Genomic DNA, 15,018 nt, shown 5'->3' on the forward strand with positions numbered 1-15,018 from the left:
CATGACGGATCATCATTCCGAGCGTCGGTGCGCGTTCGAGGGGTGCCGCGGCCGGTGCGGCGGCAGCGTGCGGCTGATCGACGCGCGCATGCCCGAACTGGCGCGGTCCCTGACGCTCTTCCGGTACGTCCAGGCCGTCACCGGAGGCCCGGTCGCGCGGATCGACCAGGCGGGCAGCTATGACGTCCCGAGCCTGCGCGGTGACGCGTTCGGCGTCCGCCCGGGCTCGATCGCACTGCGCCTCGACGCCGACGGTGTGGCTTCGGCGGTGCTCGCGCGGGAGGAGGGCGCCATGGCCGTACACCTGCTGGACGAGGACGGCAGGACCGTGCACCAGGGGCGGCTGCTCTCCGACGGGGACCGCCTGCTGGCCGGCCTCGTGCGCACGGTGGCCCCCGGATCCCGGCCGCCCACCGGCCCGTCTCCCTTTCCCGAGGTCCCGGCGTGGGAGAACGGCGATCAGCTGGCGCAGTTCGACGCGATCCTCGCGGACGGCGGCGCCGCCCGGCGCGCGTCCTTCGCCCGCTACGGCGGCGAACACCGCACGGTCGACTCCGCCGTCATCCCCTCCGTCCTCGACCACGTCTGCGCGGTCGGACTCCCGGTCGGCGTCGCGGTGTTCGCCCCGGCGGCCATGCAGGCGTGCGCCGGCCGGATCCACGTCACCGACCGAACCGTGGCCGGCCGGGTGTTCGCGGCGCTGGCGGACAGTTCGGTGGAGCTCGACCTCGCCCGCGTCCGCTCCTGCCACCTCGTCCGCTCCACGGCGGCACACGGCCCGACCTCGGCCCTGGAACTCGACGACGAGCACGGCCGCTGCGTCGCGATCATCACCCAGCTCGGAATCGTCGGGGAGGACGTCCACACGGCGTGGGAGCACCTCGCGGCATCACTGCCCGACGCCTGACCCGCCCGGAGCCTCCGCGCAAGAGACTTGCCCCAGCCCTCCTTCCCTCCTAGCCTGACTTTGTGCCGCAAATAAACAAACCCCGTTCGCACAACGTCGTGCCCGGAACCGCGACCGACCTCACCCGCCTCCGTATCGCCCTCACCGTCTTCTTCGCGCTCGACGGCTTCGTCTTCGCCGGCTGGGTCGTGCGGATCCCCGCGATCAAGGAGCAGGTCGACGCCTCCGCGGGCACCCTCGGGCTGGCCCTGCTCGGCGTCTCCGCGGGCGCGGTCGTGACCATGACGCTCACCGGACGGCTGTGCCGTCGGTACGGCACCCATCCGGTCACCGTCGTGTGCGCCGTGCTGCTCTCCCTCAGCGTCGCCCTGCCGCCACTCACCCACTCCGTGCCCGCCCTGACGGCCGTGCTGCTGCTCTTCGGCGCCGCGTACGGCGGGATCAACGTCGCCTTCAACAGCGCCGCGGTCGATCTCGTCACCGCGCTACGGCGGCCGATCATGCCGAGCTTCCACGCGGCCTTCAGCCTGGGCGGCATGGCCGGCGCGGGGCTCGGCGGGCTGGTCGCCGGGAGTCTCTCGCCCACACGGCATCTGTTCGGGCTCACCGTCATCGGGCTGGTCGTCACCCTCTTCGCGGGGCGCGTCCTGCTCCGGATCGAGCCGCCCCGGGCAACGCGGACCCCCGAGCACGCCGAAGGCCCGCGGCGCCTGGACCGCCGTACGCGCGGACTCGTCGCCGTCTTCGGGCTGATCGCCCTGTGCACGGCGTACGGCGAGGGCGCCATGGCCGACTGGGGCGCCCTGCATCTCGAACAGGACCTGGACGCCTCACCGGGGATGGCGGCCGCGGGGTACTCCTGTTTCGCGCTCGCCATGACGCTCGGCCGGCTGACCGGGTCGACGCTGCTCCAGCGGCTCGGACGGACCCGTACCGTCGTCCTCGGCGGCGCCACCGCGGCCGGGGGCATGCTCCTGGGCTCGCTCAGCCCGTCCGTATGGGCCACCCTCGTCGGGTTCGCCGTCACCGGACTCGGACTCGCCAACCTCTTCCCGGTCGCCATCGAGCGCGCGGGCGCCCTCGCCGGTCCGAGCGGGGTCGCGACCGCCTCCACCCTCGGCTACGGCGGCATGCTGCTCGGGCCGCCCGCGATCGGCTTCATGGCCGAGTGGTCCTCCCTGCCCACGGCCCTGACCAGCGTCGCCGTACTCGCCGCCGTCGCCGCCGCCATCGGCTTCGCCACCCGGCACACCTCCACGGAGCACGCGGCCTGAACCGTCTCAGGCCCGCGCGAGTTCCGCCGCTCCGAAGGAGACGTCGAACCGGTCGCACCAGATGCTGACGCTGCTGTAGCCGTTCAGGTCCACGTCGGCCGGGACGACGTAGTTCTGGCTGCCCTTGTTCCCCTTCAGCTTGCCGAGGCTGACGTACTCCCCGTCGTCGAAGACACGCCAGCCGGCCGTGCCCTCCTTCACGGGGGCGTCGGTGAGCCACACCCGCAGGTCGGGGCCGTTGCTGGTGTAGAGGTTCTCCAGCCGGACCACATGGGAGCCGTCGGCCAGCCGTACCAGCTTCACGCTGCCCGAGGTGTCGTGCTCGTGGCTGATCAGGTCACCGCGGGCGAGGATCCGCGGCGCCGGTTCGGCGGCCGGGGCGGACGTCTCCCCGGCGCTCCCGGACGACGGCTCTGCGGCGCTCGGCGCCGACCCCACCGCCACGGGCAGCGCCTCGTCCACGGTCTCGTCCTGCCACAGCTTCCACGGCGCGAACCAGTACAGCCCGAACCCGACCGCCACGACCGCGACCACCAGCACCCCGCTGATGACCGACTTCCGCGCACGTCCCATGATCTGCCCCCGAGTTGAGAAGAGTCTGCTGTCTCCCCTCATTCCAGCGGATCACCTGGGGGTACGGCAGGCCTGAACCGATGACGAAACCCTTACGGCCGTCCTCATGAGGCAGACTCGGCCCATGGAGACTGCCGAGTTCATCCGCGTCCTGGACCGGGAGGGCCGACTGCTGGCCGAGGCGGCCGAGCGGGCCGGGACCGATGCGAAGGTGCCGACCTGCCCGGGCTGGCAGGTGGCCGATCTGGTGCGGCACACCGGGATGGTGCACCGCTGGGCGGCGGCGTTCGTCGCCGAGTGCCACCCCACGTTCCAGCCCGCCCAGGACCCGCCCGGCCTCGACGGCACCGAGCTGACCACCTGGTTCCGCGAGGGTCACCGCCACCTGGTCGACACCCTCGCCGCCGCCCGACCGGACGTCCGGTGCTGGCACTTCCTGCCCGCGCCGTCGCCGCTGGCCTTCTGGGCCCGCCGTCAGGCGCACGAGACGACGATCCACCGCCTCGACGCGGAGGCGGCCCGCGGCGGAACGCCGGGTGACACCGACCCCGCCTTCGCCGCCGACGGCGTCGACGAACTCCTCCTCGCCATGCACGCCCGCCCCAAGAGCCGGGTCCGCAGCGCCGAGCCCCGGGTCCTGCGGGTGCGGGCGACCGACGCGGACGACGCGGTGTGGACCGTACGACTGTCCGAGGAGCCGCCCGCCGCCGCGCGCGGGGCGGCCGGGAAGGCGGACTGCGAGGTGTCCGGGCCCGTCGCGGAGCTCTATGCGGCACTGTGGAACCGGGCGCCGTTCCCGGGAGTTGAGGGCGACGCCTCGGTGGCCGAGCTGTGGCGGGAGACGTCCGCGATCACGTGGAGCTGAGCGACGCGATCACCTGGAGCCGAGTAACCCGAGGCGTGCCGCCGTCAGTCAGTGCGCGAGCATCTTCGTCAGCACCGCGCGCTGCACCGGCAGCACCTCGCCGTGCAGGTCGCGCCCCTTCGCCGTGAGCGCGACCTTCACTCCGCGCCGGTCCTCGGGGCACATCCGGCGTTCGACGAGGCCGTCCTTCTCCAGCCGCGCGATCAGCCGGGACAGCGCGCTCTGACTCAGATGGACATGCTCGGCGATCTCCTGGACGCGCTGTGCGCACTCGCCGCCCGCGAGCACGTCCAGTACCTCGAAGTCGCTGCCGCACAGGCCGTGTTGATGCAGTGCCCGATCGAGTTCGCACTGCGTCCGGGCGTGCAGCGACAGGATGTCCCGCCACTGGTCAACGAGCGTTTGCTCGGCCTTGTTCGCCGCCATGGGCGCACCGTAGCAGAGAAGCGAGATTATTGCATCGGAATTAAATGTATTTGCATTCAATGCATGCGCATGTAGTGTCTGCCGCATGACCTCTCCGCTCACCGCGCCCACGTCCGACGGCCGCTGGACACCCCGGCTGTGGGGCACCCTCCTGGTGCTCTGCGCCGCGATGTTCCTCGACGCCCTGGACGTCTCGATGGTCGGCGTCGCCCTGCCCTCCATCGGTGCCGACCTGGGCCTTTCCACCTCGACACTGCAATGGATCGTCAGCGGCTACATCCTCGGCTACGGCGGACTGCTGCTCCTCGGCGGACGCACCGCCGACCTGCTCGGCCGCCGCCAGGTCTTCCTGGTCGCCCTGGGCGTCTTCGCGCTCGCCTCGCTGCTCGGCGGGCTCGTCGACTCCGGCCCGCTGCTCATCGCCAGCCGGTTCATCAAGGGCCTCAGCGCGGCCTTCACCGCGCCCGCCGGCCTGTCCATCATCACCACGACCTTCGCCGAGGGCCCCGTACGCAACCGCGCCCTCGCCATCTACACCACCTGCGCCGCCACCGGCTTCTCCATGGGCCTGGTCCTGTCCGGCCTCCTCACCGAGGCCAGCTGGCGCCTGACCATGCTGCTGCCCGCGCCGATCGCCCTCATCGCCCTGCTGGCGGGCCTGAAGCTGCTGCCGCGCAGCTCCCGCGAGAAGGACCACAACGGCTACGACATCCCCGGCGCCGTCCTCGGCACCGCCTCGATGCTGCTGCTGGTGTTCACCGTGGTCCAGGCACCCGAGGTCGGCTGGGCTTCCGCCCGCACCCTGCTGTCGTTCCTCGCCGTCGCCGTCCTGCTGACCGCGTTCGTCCTGGTCGAGCGCCGCTCGCCCGGACCGCTGGTCCGGCTCGGCGTGCTGCGCTCGGGCAACCAGATCCGCGCCCAGCTCGGCGCGATCGCGTTCTTCGGCTCGTACGTCGGCTTCCAGTTCCTGACCACGCTGTACATGCAGTCCCTGCTCGGCTGGTCGGCGCTGCACACCGCGCTCGCCTTCCTGCCGGCCGGCGCCCTCGTGGCGCTCTCCTCGACGAAGGTCGGCTCGATCGTCGACCGGTTCGGCACCCAGCGGCTGATCGCGGCGGGCTTCGCGCTCATGGTCGTCGGCTACGCGCTGTTCCTCCAGGTCGACCTGGATCCGGTGTACGCGGCGACCATCCTGCCGTCGATGCTGCTCATCGGCGCGGCCTGCGCGCTGGTCTTCCCCTCGCTCAACATCCAGGCCACCAACGGCGTCGACGACCACGAGCAGGGCATGGTCTCCGGTCTGCTCAACACCTCGGTGCAGGTGGGCGGCGCGATCTTCCTCGCCGTGGTGACGGCGGTGGTGACCGCCGGGGCGCCCGACAACCCGACCCCGCAGGCGGTCCTCGACAGCTACCGCCCCGGCTTCGTGGTGGTGGCGTTCGTCGCCGTCGCGGGACTGCTGATCACGCTCACGGGCCTGCGCGGGAAGCGCCCCGCCCAGCAGACGCTCGTGGTCGCCAAGTCCACTGTGCGGGAGGCGGAGACGGACCGGGTCCCGGTCCGCGACTAGGGGGACGCCTCCACCACGGGTGCCCGGCCGGGTTTCGCTTGCCCGGCCGGGCATCCGCCTGTTTCACTCCGTACATGAGCGTGAACCGGGGGACGGACTCGAATACCGACGGCGGACGGCGCACCAAGGCCGAACAGGACGCCTTCGTCGTCGAAGTCGGGTACGCGCTGTGCAGCGCGCTGTTCGCGGCGGGCGTGGTCTTCGCCGCACTCGCCGGTCCCGCGCTGCTGTTCGAACTGCCGTACACGGCGGAGTCGTTGCTGATGCTCGGCGGCAAGGTGGTGGCCGTGGTCCTCTTCGTCGCCCGCGTGATCAGCGTGCTGGTCCGGTTCCGGCGCTCGGCTCAGCCCAGCCAGCCCGGCCGTACCAACCCCGACTCGTAGGCCAGCACGACCAGTTGGGCCCGGTCGCGCGCGCCCAGCTTCACCATCGTCCGGCTGACGTGGGTCTTGGCGGTGAGCGGGCTGACCACGAGCCGACGCGCGATCTCCTCGTTCGACAGGCCGATGCCCACCAGCGCCATCACCTCCCGCTCCCGCTCGGTGAGTCCGGCGAGGGCGTCGGCCGCCGCGGGCTCCTTGGAACGGGCCGCGAACTCGGCGATCAGCCGCCGCGTCACCCCGGGCGACAGCAGCGCGTCCCCGGCGACCACCGCCCGTACCGCGCGCAGGAGTTCCTCCGGCTCGGTGTCCTTGACCAGGAACCCGGAGGCGCCCGAACGGATGGCCTCGAAGACGTACTCGTCGAGCTCGAAGGTCGTGAGCATCACCACCCGTACGTCCGCCAGCCGGTCGTCCCCGGTGATCCGACGGGTCGCGGCGAGGCCGTCCAGCACGGGCATCCGGATGTCCATCAGCACGACGTCCGGCGCGAGTTCACGCACCGCGCGCACCGCCTCCTCGCCGTCCGCGGCCTCACCGGCCACCTCGATGTCGGGCTGCGCGTCGAGCAGGGCCCGGAAACCGGCGCGCACCAGTGACTGGTCGTCGGCGAGCAGTACGCGGATCACCGGTCGTCCTCCTTGGCGGTCTCGTTGGCGGTGAGGGGCAGCACAGCGAGCACGCGGAAGCCGCCGTCGGACCGAGGGCCGGCCTCGATCGTGCCACCCAGGGCGGCCGCCCGCTCGCGCATTCCGGCGAGTCCGTTGCCGCCGCCGCCCGCGTCGGCGCCGGTCGCGGGACCGTCGTCGTCGACCCGGATCCGGAGCGTCCCGCCGCCGTCATCGAGGTCCACGCGCGCGTGCCGCGATCCGGAATGCCGTACGACATTGGTGAGCGCTTCCTGGACGATACGGAAGGCCGCGAGGTCGGTTCCCGGCGGGAGCGTGGGCGGTGTGCCGTGCAGATGGACCGTCAGTCCCGCGGCCGCCGCCTGATCCACCAGCTCGGGCAGCCGGTCGAGTCCTGGTGCGGGCGCGCGCGGCGCGTCTCCCGGCGCGCGAAGCGTGTCGAGCACCTGCCGCACCTCGCCGAGCGCCTCCTTGCTCTGCGCCTTGATGGTGGTCAGCGCCGTGCGCGCCTGCTCGGGATCGGAGTCCAGCAGCGCGAGACCGACGCCCGCCTGGACGTTGATGACGGAGATGCTGTGGGCGAGGACGTCGTGCAGTTCGCGAGCGATCCGCAGCCGCTCCTCGTCGGCCCGCCGCTCGGCCGCCCGCGCCCGCTCGGCCCGCTCCCGGGCCCACTGCTCCCGCCGGGTCCGCACCAGCTCCGACAGCGCCACGATCGCGAGGACCCAGGCGGCGACCACGGCTTCCTGCCCCCAGGGAGCGGGCGAGTCGCCGGAAGGCGGCAGCCACCGGTAGAGCCAGTGGGCGACGAGGACGTGCCCGGCCCACAGAGTGCCCAGCGCCGCCCAGGCGGCCCGCCGGTGCCCCGCGACGATCGCGCTGAAGCAGCTGATCGCCACGGTCAGGAAGACCGGCCCGTACGGATACCCGGCGCCCAGGTAGACCATGGCCGCGGCGGCCGTACCGAAGGCGACCAGGACGGGATACCGGTGCCGCCACAGCAGCAGAAGCCCGGCCACGAGCAGCAGCGCCCGTGCGAAGAGGTCGAGGTCGGCCCGCTCGCCCGCCTGCTCCTCGGCGGCGAAGTTCGATCCGGCGAGGACGAAGGCGGTGACGAGCAGGGTGGACTTCCAGGGCCACCGGCCCTGCTCCTCCCTCTCCCGCCACCAGGGCGGCCCACTCCGCCACCACTGCGGCGGCCCGCTCCGCCACCCCTGCGCCGGACGGCTGCGCCACCACCGCGGCGGACCTGCCCCGGGCACACGCTGCTCCTCCATGCCCGTCACGCTAGACGCCCGCCCCGCCGGGCCGCGTCACCCGCGCGTGGTGATCACACGTACTCCCGGGGAAGTACGCAGCGGTGCCCCTTGCGGCCGGTCACGCCCCTCGTGCGGCCGGTCACGCCCCTCGTGCGGCCGGTCACGCCCCTCGTGCGGCCGGTCATCCCCCCGCGCCGCGCGCCCGGTCACTCCCCCGCGCGGGCCGGGCCGGTCTGCGGATACACCAGGCCGACGCCCACGGCGAGCTGGCCCGCCGCGTGGCGGAAGAACCGCTCGCGATCCTCGACGACCCGGTGGAACTGGCCGAACAGTTCGAACCCGACCAGGCCGTAGAGCTGAGCCCAGGCGGCGACGAGGGCGGCGACCGTCTCCGGAGGGAGGTCGGGCGCGAAGTCGGCGGCCATGCGCGCCGCCTCGGGGCGCAGTTCGGCGGGGAGGGGAGGTTTCGCGAGGCCGAGCCCTTGGTGGGCGTCGCGCAAGATGCCGATGAAGACCTGGCCGACGCGGGAGGCGGCCGGGATCGTGGTGTCGGGGGCGGTGTAGCCGGGGACCGGTGAGCCGTGGATCAGCGCGTACTCGTGCTCGTGCGCGAGCGCCCAGCCGCGCACGCCTTCGCACACCGCGATCCAGCGGTGCGCGGGACCGGCGTCGGCGAAGGCGTCCCGCGCGGCCTCGGCGTTCTCCCCGACGGAGTTGTAGGCGTCGATGATCAGTGCCGTCAGCAGGTCGTCGCGGCTGGGGAAGTAGCGGTAGAGCGCGGAGGAGACCATGCCGAGTTCGCGGGCCACGGCGCGCAACGAGAGCTTGGCGGCGCCCTCGGCGGCGAGCTGTCTGCGGGCCTCGTCCTTGATGGCCGCGGCGACCTCGATCCTGGCCCGGGCCCGGGCGCCCTGCGGGGCGCTTCCGTGTGCGCTGCTCATGCGGGGCAGTGTCGCATGAAAGCGAGAGCAGTGCACACAAAGGAGATCGGCGCACTGAAGGTAGAGCGGCGCACTGAACAGTGAGCAGTGCTCTGAACAGTGAGCATCGCGCCTAAATGAGAGCAGTGCTCTTGCAATGGAGCACCGCTCTCGTCCACACTGAACACGCAGCAAGCGAGAGCAGTGCTCACACTAGAGAGCGCCGCTCACGAAACCTTGGCACTCACAGCCCGCAGAGCGCTGCTCACTAAAGAGAGCACCGCTCGCCCACACGCACCGCGCTCCACCGACACCCGGCGCTCGACGCCCGACACCTGCCGCCCGACACCCGACACCCGACACCCGACTCCCGACACTGGAGGACCCATGTCCACGCACGTCAAGAAGCCCGGCTGGTTCACCGTCAACGTCCTCAACCGCACCGTCGCTTGGCTGACCCGCCGCGGTCTCAGCGTGTGGGGCTCCCGCGTCCTCGCCGTCCGCGGCCGCAAGAGCGGCCAGTGGCGGACCACCCCCGTCAACCTGCTCAGCGTCGACGGCCGCCACTACCTCGTCGCCCCGCGCGGCCACGTCCAGTGGACGCACAACATGCGCGCGGCCGGCGGCGGCGAACTCCGCCTGGGCAAGAAGGTGGACGTCTTCACCGCGACCGAGATCGCCGACGACGACAAGGCGCCCCTGCTGCGCGCCTACCTCAAGCGCTGGAAGGCCGAGGTCGGCGTCTTCTTCAACGGCGTCGGACCCGACTCCCCCGACGCCGACCTGCGCCGTATCGCCCCCGACCACCCGGTGTTCCAGGTGACCGTGCGGAACTAGGACCCGGCGCCGGACTCCCCGCCCACGGACTCCCCGCCCACAGGCTCTCCGCCGACGGGCTCCCGGCCGACGGTCCTGCGGTCCATGGCCGTCAGGGCACGCTGGGCCATCGGATGGCTGCGCACCAGCTCGCCCAGCGACGTCGATCCGCGGGTGATCTCCATGAACGACCGCCACGCGGGCCGGAACCCGGTCAGCGCGGCATGGAACAGTCCAGGACGCCGCTCGAACACCGTCAGCAGCCGCTTGCCGACGCTCATCTCGACGCCGAGCCCCGCCTTGACCGCGAACGCGTAGTTCAGGGCCTGGCGGCGCGTGTCCACCGCGTCGTGCGCCTCGGCGATCCGCACCGCCCACTCCCCCGCGAGCCGCCCGGAGCGCAGCGCGAAGGAGATGCCCTCCCGGGTCCACGGCTCCAGCAGCCCCGCCGCGTCCCCGCACACGAGGACCCGCCCTCGCGACAGCGGCGAGTCGTCCGCCCGGCACCGCGTCAGATGCCCGGAGGAGATGGCGGGTTCGAACCCGGCGAGCCCGAGCCGGCCGATGAACTCCTCCAGATACCGCTTGGTGGCCGCGCCCTCGCCGCGCGCCGAGATCACCCCGACCGTGAGGGTGTCGCCCTTGGGGAAGACCCAGCCGTAACTGCCGGGAATCGGGCCCCAGTCGATGAGCACCCGCCCCTGCCAGTCCTCGGCGACGGTCTCCGGCACCGGGATCTCCGCCTCCAGGCCGAGGTCGACCTGGTCGAGCTTCACCCCGACATGCGCTCCTATCCGGCTGGCGCTGCCGTCCGCGCCGACGACCGCCCGCGCGAGCACCGTCTCGCCGCCCTGGAGGACGACGGCGACCGTACGCCGGTCCGGCACCGCCGAGCCGTGCTGCTCGACGCGCTGCACGGTCACGCCGGTGCGCAGTTCGGCCCCCGCCTTCTGGGCGTGCTCGACCAGCTGCTGGTCGAACTCGGGCCGGTTGATCAGCCCGAACAGCATCTGCTTGGAGCGACGGGTGCGGCTGAAGCGGCCGTTGTGGGAGAACGTCACCGCGTGCACCCGGTCCCGGAAGGGCAGTTCGAAGCCGGGCGGGAGCGCGTCGCGCGAAGGGCCGATGATGCCGCCGCCGCAGGTCTTGTAGCGCGGCAGTTCGGCTTTCTCCAGCAACAGCACACGCCGCCCCGCGACCGCGGCCGCGTAAGCGGCGGAGGCCCCCGCGGGCCCCGCGCCGACCACGACGACGTCCCACACCCGCTGCCCGTCGTCCGCCGAAGAGTTCTCGCTGCTCACGATGGTCTACTGCTCCCGATCAGCCGCCTGCCGCATCTGTCTCCCGCATCCTACGGCGGCGGTCACCGCAGGCCGCTGTGGGAGGATCGGCGATGTAGGTGCCCACCGCACCCGGCGGGGCCTACGCTCACACGATCAGCCGTACACAGAAGTACGCACAGGTACAACGTCGCACCCACGAGGAGCGTGCCCATGTCGTCGAATCCGGTCGCCGAGACCGTCGCCTCGCTGATGCCGCGGGCGTGGACGGAACTCGCCGAACTGGTGCGGTTCAAGTCGGTGGCCGACTTCGACCAGTTCCCCCGGAGCGAGAGCGAGGGCGCCGCGCGCTGGGTCGCGGACGCGCTGCGCGCCGAGGGCTTCGAGGACGTCGCGCTCCTGGACACCCCCGACGGCACGCAGTCGGTGTACGGCTACCTGCCCGGCCCGGAGGGCGCGAAGACCGTCCTGCTCTACGCCCACTACGACGTGCAGCCGCCGCTGGACGAGACGGCCTGGCGGACCCCGCCGTTCGAACTGACCGAGCGCGACGGGCGCTGGTACGGCCGGGGCGCCGCCGACTGCAAGGGCGGCCTGATCATGCACCTGCTGGCGCTGCGCGCGCTGAAGGCCAACGGCGGTGTCCCGGTGCACGTCAAGGTGATCGCCGAGGGTTCAGAGGAGATGGGCACGGGCGGTCTGGAGCGGTACGCCGAGGCTCACCCCGAGCTCCTCGCGGCGGACACGATCGTCGTCGGCGACGCGGGCAACTTCCGGGTCGGCCTGCCGACCGTCACCACGACGCTGCGCGGCATGACCATGCTCCGGGTGCAGATCGACACCCTGAAGGGCAACCTGCACTCCGGCCAGTTCGGCGGCGCGGCCCCGGACGCGCTCGGCGCGCTGATCCGGGTCCTGGACTCGCTGCGCGCGGAGGACGGCTCGACGACGGTCGACGGGCTCGCGCCGGGAACCGAGTGGGAAGGGCTCCAGTACGACGAGGAGCAGTTCCGCAAGGACGCCAAGGTGCTGGACGGGGTGGAGCTGATCGGCTCCGGCACGGTCGCGGACCGGCTCTGGTCGCGTCCGGCCGTCACGGTCATCGGCATCGACTGCCCGCCGGTGGTCGGCGCGACCCCGTCCGTGCAGTCGAGCGCCCGCGCGCTGATCAGCCTGCGGGTGCCGCCGGGCGTGGACGCGGCCGAGGCGACCAAGCTGCTCCAGGCGCACATCGAGGCGCACACGCCGTGGGGCGCGCGGGTGCGCGTCGACCAGGTCGGCCAGGGCCAGGCGTTCAGCGCCGACACCACGAGCCCGGCGTACGCGGCGATGGCCCGGGCGATGACCGAGGCCTACCCGGGCCAGGAGATGCAGTACGCCGGGCAGGGCGGCTCCATCCCGCTGTGCAACACCCTCGCGGCGCTCTACCCGGACGCGGAGATCCTCCTGATCGGCCTGAGCGAGCCGGAGGCGCAGATCCACGCCGTGAACGAGAGCGTCTCGCCCGAGGAACTGGAGAGCCTGTCCGTGGCGGAGGCACTGTTCCTGCGCCACTACGCGGCGAACTGACCGCAGGACGCGGCAGGAGGCTCGGCAGCGCGCGCCAGAGGCGGCAGCACCCGTCAGCGCTCGGTAGCGCGCGGCAGAGGGGGCGGCAGCCCGCGGCAGGCGCGGCAGCGCGTTTCAGGGGGCGGGAATCCCCGCCTCCAGATACAGCGCGGCCCCGCGTTCGCGGGCGCGCAGGGCCCAGCGCAGGCGTTCGTAGCGCACGGGCGGCAGCAGATCGGCGGCCTCCTCCTCGCTCGCGAACCGCCAGGCGCGCAGTTCGGGTCCGGGCAGCAGCAGCCGCTCGGCACGGGCGGAGTCCAGCCGGCCCCCGTCGAAGAGGAGGCGCAGTCCGCCGTAGCCGGGTGGCGCGGGTGGTTCCCAGTCGACGACGAGGAGCCGGGGTACGTCGGTGAGCCGGATCCCCGTCTCCTCGGCGACCTCGCGCATGCCCGCGCGCGCGGGCGCCTCGCCGGGTTCGACGACACCGCCGGGGAACTCCCAGCCCGCCTTGTAGGTGGGGTCGACGAGCAGGACACGGTCCTGTTCGTCGAAGAGGAGGACGCCGGCCGCCACCGTCTCGGCGGTGGGCTCGGGGGTCTGCACGATGTCGCAGGCGGGCACGTCTTCGGCGGCGACGGCCTCGGCGATGCGGGCGGCGGTCTGGTACGGGGTGAGCGGACCGTTGTCGACGGGGTAGGCGTCGGCGCTGAGCCAGGAGGCGAGCGCGGAGCGGTACGGCTCGATGTGGTCGTACGACCATTGCCGCGTCCGCAGTTCGCCGTCGGGGACGTCGGGGACCTCGCGCCGCGCTATCCGCTCGCGCAGGATCGTTTCCGCCGGGGCCAGGAGGATGTGCCGTACGGCGATCCGGCGCGCGGCGAGGCCGCCGAAGATCTCGTCGCGGTACTCCTGGCGCAGCAAGGTCATGGGAACCACGAGGGTCCCGCCGAGCTCGGCGAGCATCGCGGCCGCGGTGTCGATCACGAGGCGTCGCCAGATCGGCAGGTCCTGGAAGTCGCCGACCTCGGCGAGGTGTTTGGGCGGCAGCAGGTGCGGCAGTGCTCCGCCGATGACCTCGGGGTCGAAGAGCGTGCTGTTCGGGATCAGTTCGATCAGTTCCCGTGCGGTGGTGGTCTTCCCCGCACCGAAAGGCCCGTTGATCCAGACGATCACAGACTCCCCCTCTTCTGTTGGCCCCCTGTGGCTTGCCCGCTCCACCCTGCCACGGAAACCAGCCCCAGTTGAGGGCCCACGCACGGCGGCGCCGGTGCCCCTGGGTGCGGGACACCGGCGCCGTGCCGTCGGGCTCGTCAGTCGTTGTTCTGCCCGAGGGCGTTGTCCTCGACGGCCAGGCTGTCGCTGGCGATCGTGTCCTCGACGGTGCTGAGGGAGCTGAGGGTCTCCCCCACGTCGAGGTCCGTCAGATCGCTGCCGAGCGAGTGGGACGGCGTGACGGCCGCGACGACGAATCCGGTGGCCAGGGAGGCGATGGCGAGCATGCTGCGCTTCTTCATGGCCGGTTCAACTGCGCCGCGGGTGAAGGGTCACGGTGTCGCGGCCGGAAAGCGGATCACCCACGGCCGCCGGAACGTTCCTGCCGCCCCCACCAGAAGATCAGACCGCTGCCGCGTCCACCCGCCGCGTCAGCGCCGCGGCCGCCGCCCCCACGAGCCCCGCGTCCGTGCCCATCTGGGCCGGTGTCACCGCCAGGCGCTGGACGAAGGAGAGGGTGGCGTAGTCGGCGAGGGCCTTGCGCAGGGGGGCGAGCAGGACCTCGCCCGCCTTGCCCACGCCGCCGCCGATGACGGCGATGTCGATCTCGACCAGGGTCGCGGTGGCCGCGATCCCGGCGGCCAGGGCCTGTGCGGCCCGCTCGAAGGAGGCCACGGCGACGGGATCGCCGGCGCGGGCGGCGGCGGCCACCGCGGCGGCGGAGGTGTCACCGTCGGGGCCGGGCACCCAGCCGTTCTCCAGGGCACGCCGGGCGATGTTGGGACCGCTCGCGATCCGCTCCACGCAGCCGCGCGCACCGCACGGGCAGGGGTCGCCGTCGAGATCGACACTGATGTGGCCGATGTGGCCCGCGTTGCCGGTGGGGCCGGGATGCAGCCGGCCGTTGAGGACGAGACCGCCGCCGACGCCGGTGGACACCACCATGCACAGGGCGTTGTCGTGGCCGCGCGCGGCGCCCTGCCAGTGCTCGGCCGCCGTGATGGCCACCCCGTCGCCGATCAGCTCGACAGGCAGCCCGCCCGTCGCCTCACGAACCCGTCGGACCAGCGGGTACTCCCGCCAGCCCGGCACGTTCACCGGACTCACCGTGCCCGCCGAGGCGTCCACCGGCCCCGCGCTGCCGATCCCGAGGGCGCCCACCCGCGCCCACAGCGAGGAGGCCGTCAGTTCACCCAGCACCGCCTCGACGGCACCCATCACGGTGTCACCGTCCTCCCGCGCCGGCGTCGGACGCTGGGCGCGCGCCAGGATCCGGCCGTGGCCGTCCACCAAACCTCCGGCGATCTTCGTTCCGCCGATGTCGAGCGCGGCCACGAGGTCGGTGTGCATCAGAGTCAG

The 15,018-nt window shown here is 72.6% G+C and carries 16 protein-coding genes; 7 read left to right on the plus strand and 9 right to left on the minus strand.

The genetic code is table 11. The annotated features are described in order from the left end of the window. Window position 1: 1 nt before the first annotated feature. Both AC068Z_RS19460 and AC068Z_RS19465 read left to right on the plus strand, forming a co-directional pair. Entirely contained in the window at window positions 2-907 is a 906-nt protein-coding gene (locus tag AC068Z_RS19460; protein ID WP_478556817.1) for a hypothetical protein, read from the plus strand. A gap of 98 nt (window positions 908-1,005) precedes the next feature. Next, window positions 1,006-2,181: an MFS transporter gene (locus AC068Z_RS19465; RefSeq protein ID WP_478556819.1), complete on the plus strand. Its 1,176-nt coding sequence runs from the start codon at window positions 1,006-1,008 to the stop codon at window positions 2,179-2,181. A gap of 6 nt (window positions 2,182-2,187) precedes the next feature. Here the strand turns inward: AC068Z_RS19465 and AC068Z_RS19470 are convergent, their stop codons facing one another. Then, a complete protein-coding gene (locus tag AC068Z_RS19470) occupies window positions 2,188-2,754 on the minus strand; it encodes a DM13 domain-containing protein (RefSeq protein WP_478556821.1) in 567 nt (188 codons plus the stop codon). Window positions 2,755-2,878: 124 nt separating this feature from the next. Between AC068Z_RS19470 and AC068Z_RS19475 the strand changes: the two genes are divergently transcribed. Beyond that, entirely contained in the window at window positions 2,879-3,619 is a 741-nt protein-coding gene (locus tag AC068Z_RS19475; RefSeq protein WP_478556823.1) for a maleylpyruvate isomerase family mycothiol-dependent enzyme, read from the plus strand. A gap of 48 nt (window positions 3,620-3,667) precedes the next feature. Here AC068Z_RS19475 and AC068Z_RS19480 read toward each other — a convergent pair whose 3' ends face one another. After that, entirely contained in the window at window positions 3,668-4,045 is a 378-nt protein-coding gene (locus tag AC068Z_RS19480) for a MarR family winged helix-turn-helix transcriptional regulator (RefSeq protein WP_478556825.1), read from the minus strand. Window positions 4,046-4,130: 85 nt separating this feature from the next. Here AC068Z_RS19480 and AC068Z_RS19485 point away from each other — a divergent pair, with 85 nt between their 5' ends. Both AC068Z_RS19485 and AC068Z_RS19490 read left to right on the plus strand, forming a co-directional pair. Continuing rightward, window positions 4,131-5,615, plus strand: a complete 1,485-nt coding sequence (locus AC068Z_RS19485) for an MFS transporter (protein WP_478556827.1) — start codon at window positions 4,131-4,133, stop codon at window positions 5,613-5,615. Window positions 5,616-5,689: 74 nt separating this feature from the next. Further along, the gene (locus AC068Z_RS19490; RefSeq protein WP_478556829.1) at window positions 5,690-5,998 is read left to right on the plus strand and encodes a DUF6332 family protein; all 309 of its coding nucleotides are present in this window, start codon (window positions 5,690-5,692) and stop codon (window positions 5,996-5,998) included. Here the strand turns inward: AC068Z_RS19490 and AC068Z_RS19495 are convergent. The 3 genes from AC068Z_RS19495 to AC068Z_RS19505 form a co-directional block, all read right to left on the minus strand. Then, the gene (locus tag AC068Z_RS19495) at window positions 5,959-6,624 is read right to left on the minus strand and encodes a response regulator (RefSeq protein ID WP_478556831.1); all 666 of its coding nucleotides are present in this window, start codon (window positions 6,622-6,624) and stop codon (window positions 5,959-5,961) included. The two genes, AC068Z_RS19490 and AC068Z_RS19495, sit on opposite strands and share 40 nt — an antisense overlap. Beyond that, window positions 6,621-7,901 (minus strand): sensor histidine kinase, encoded by a 1,281-nt coding sequence (locus AC068Z_RS19500; protein ID WP_478556833.1) that lies wholly within the window; start codon window positions 7,899-7,901, stop codon window positions 6,621-6,623. The genes AC068Z_RS19495 and AC068Z_RS19500 overlap by 4 nt, the downstream gene beginning before the upstream one ends. Window positions 7,902-8,089: 188 nt before the next feature. Then, window positions 8,090-8,824 (minus strand): TetR/AcrR family transcriptional regulator, encoded by a 735-nt coding sequence (locus tag AC068Z_RS19505; protein WP_478556835.1) that lies wholly within the window; start codon window positions 8,822-8,824, stop codon window positions 8,090-8,092. 366 nt (window positions 8,825-9,190) lie between these two features. Here AC068Z_RS19505 and AC068Z_RS19510 point away from each other — a divergent pair, with 366 nt between their 5' ends. Continuing rightward, window positions 9,191-9,640, plus strand: coding sequence for a nitroreductase family deazaflavin-dependent oxidoreductase (locus AC068Z_RS19510; protein WP_478556837.1), 450 nt, complete (start codon window positions 9,191-9,193; stop codon window positions 9,638-9,640). Here AC068Z_RS19510 and AC068Z_RS19515 read toward each other — a convergent pair. Next, the gene (locus tag AC068Z_RS19515) at window positions 9,637-10,920 is read right to left on the minus strand and encodes a geranylgeranyl reductase family protein (RefSeq protein ID WP_478556839.1); all 1,284 of its coding nucleotides are present in this window, start codon (window positions 10,918-10,920) and stop codon (window positions 9,637-9,639) included. The two genes, AC068Z_RS19510 and AC068Z_RS19515, sit on opposite strands and share 4 nt — an antisense overlap. A 192-nt stretch (window positions 10,921-11,112) precedes the next feature. Between AC068Z_RS19515 and AC068Z_RS19520 the strand changes: the two genes are divergently transcribed. Further along, window positions 11,113-12,468, plus strand: a complete 1,356-nt coding sequence (locus AC068Z_RS19520) for a M20/M25/M40 family metallo-hydrolase (RefSeq protein ID WP_478556841.1) — start codon at window positions 11,113-11,115, stop codon at window positions 12,466-12,468. Window positions 12,469-12,582: 114 nt separating this feature from the next. Here the strand turns inward: AC068Z_RS19520 and AC068Z_RS19525 are convergent, their stop codons facing one another. From AC068Z_RS19525 to AC068Z_RS19535, 3 genes are all read right to left on the minus strand, one after another. Further along, window positions 12,583-13,620 (minus strand): NUDIX hydrolase, encoded by a 1,038-nt coding sequence (locus tag AC068Z_RS19525; protein WP_478556843.1) that lies wholly within the window; start codon window positions 13,618-13,620, stop codon window positions 12,583-12,585. A gap of 137 nt (window positions 13,621-13,757) precedes the next feature. After that, window positions 13,758-13,961, minus strand: coding sequence for a hypothetical protein (locus AC068Z_RS19530; protein ID WP_478556845.1), 204 nt, complete (start codon window positions 13,959-13,961; stop codon window positions 13,758-13,760). A 100-nt stretch (window positions 13,962-14,061) separates the two neighbouring features. Continuing rightward, window positions 14,062-15,009, minus strand: a complete 948-nt coding sequence (locus AC068Z_RS19535) for an ROK family protein (protein WP_478556847.1) — start codon at window positions 15,007-15,009, stop codon at window positions 14,062-14,064. Window positions 15,010-15,018: the final 9 nt, after the last annotated feature.

It is taken from the genome of Streptomyces sp. NPDC043726, assembly GCF_056436565.1.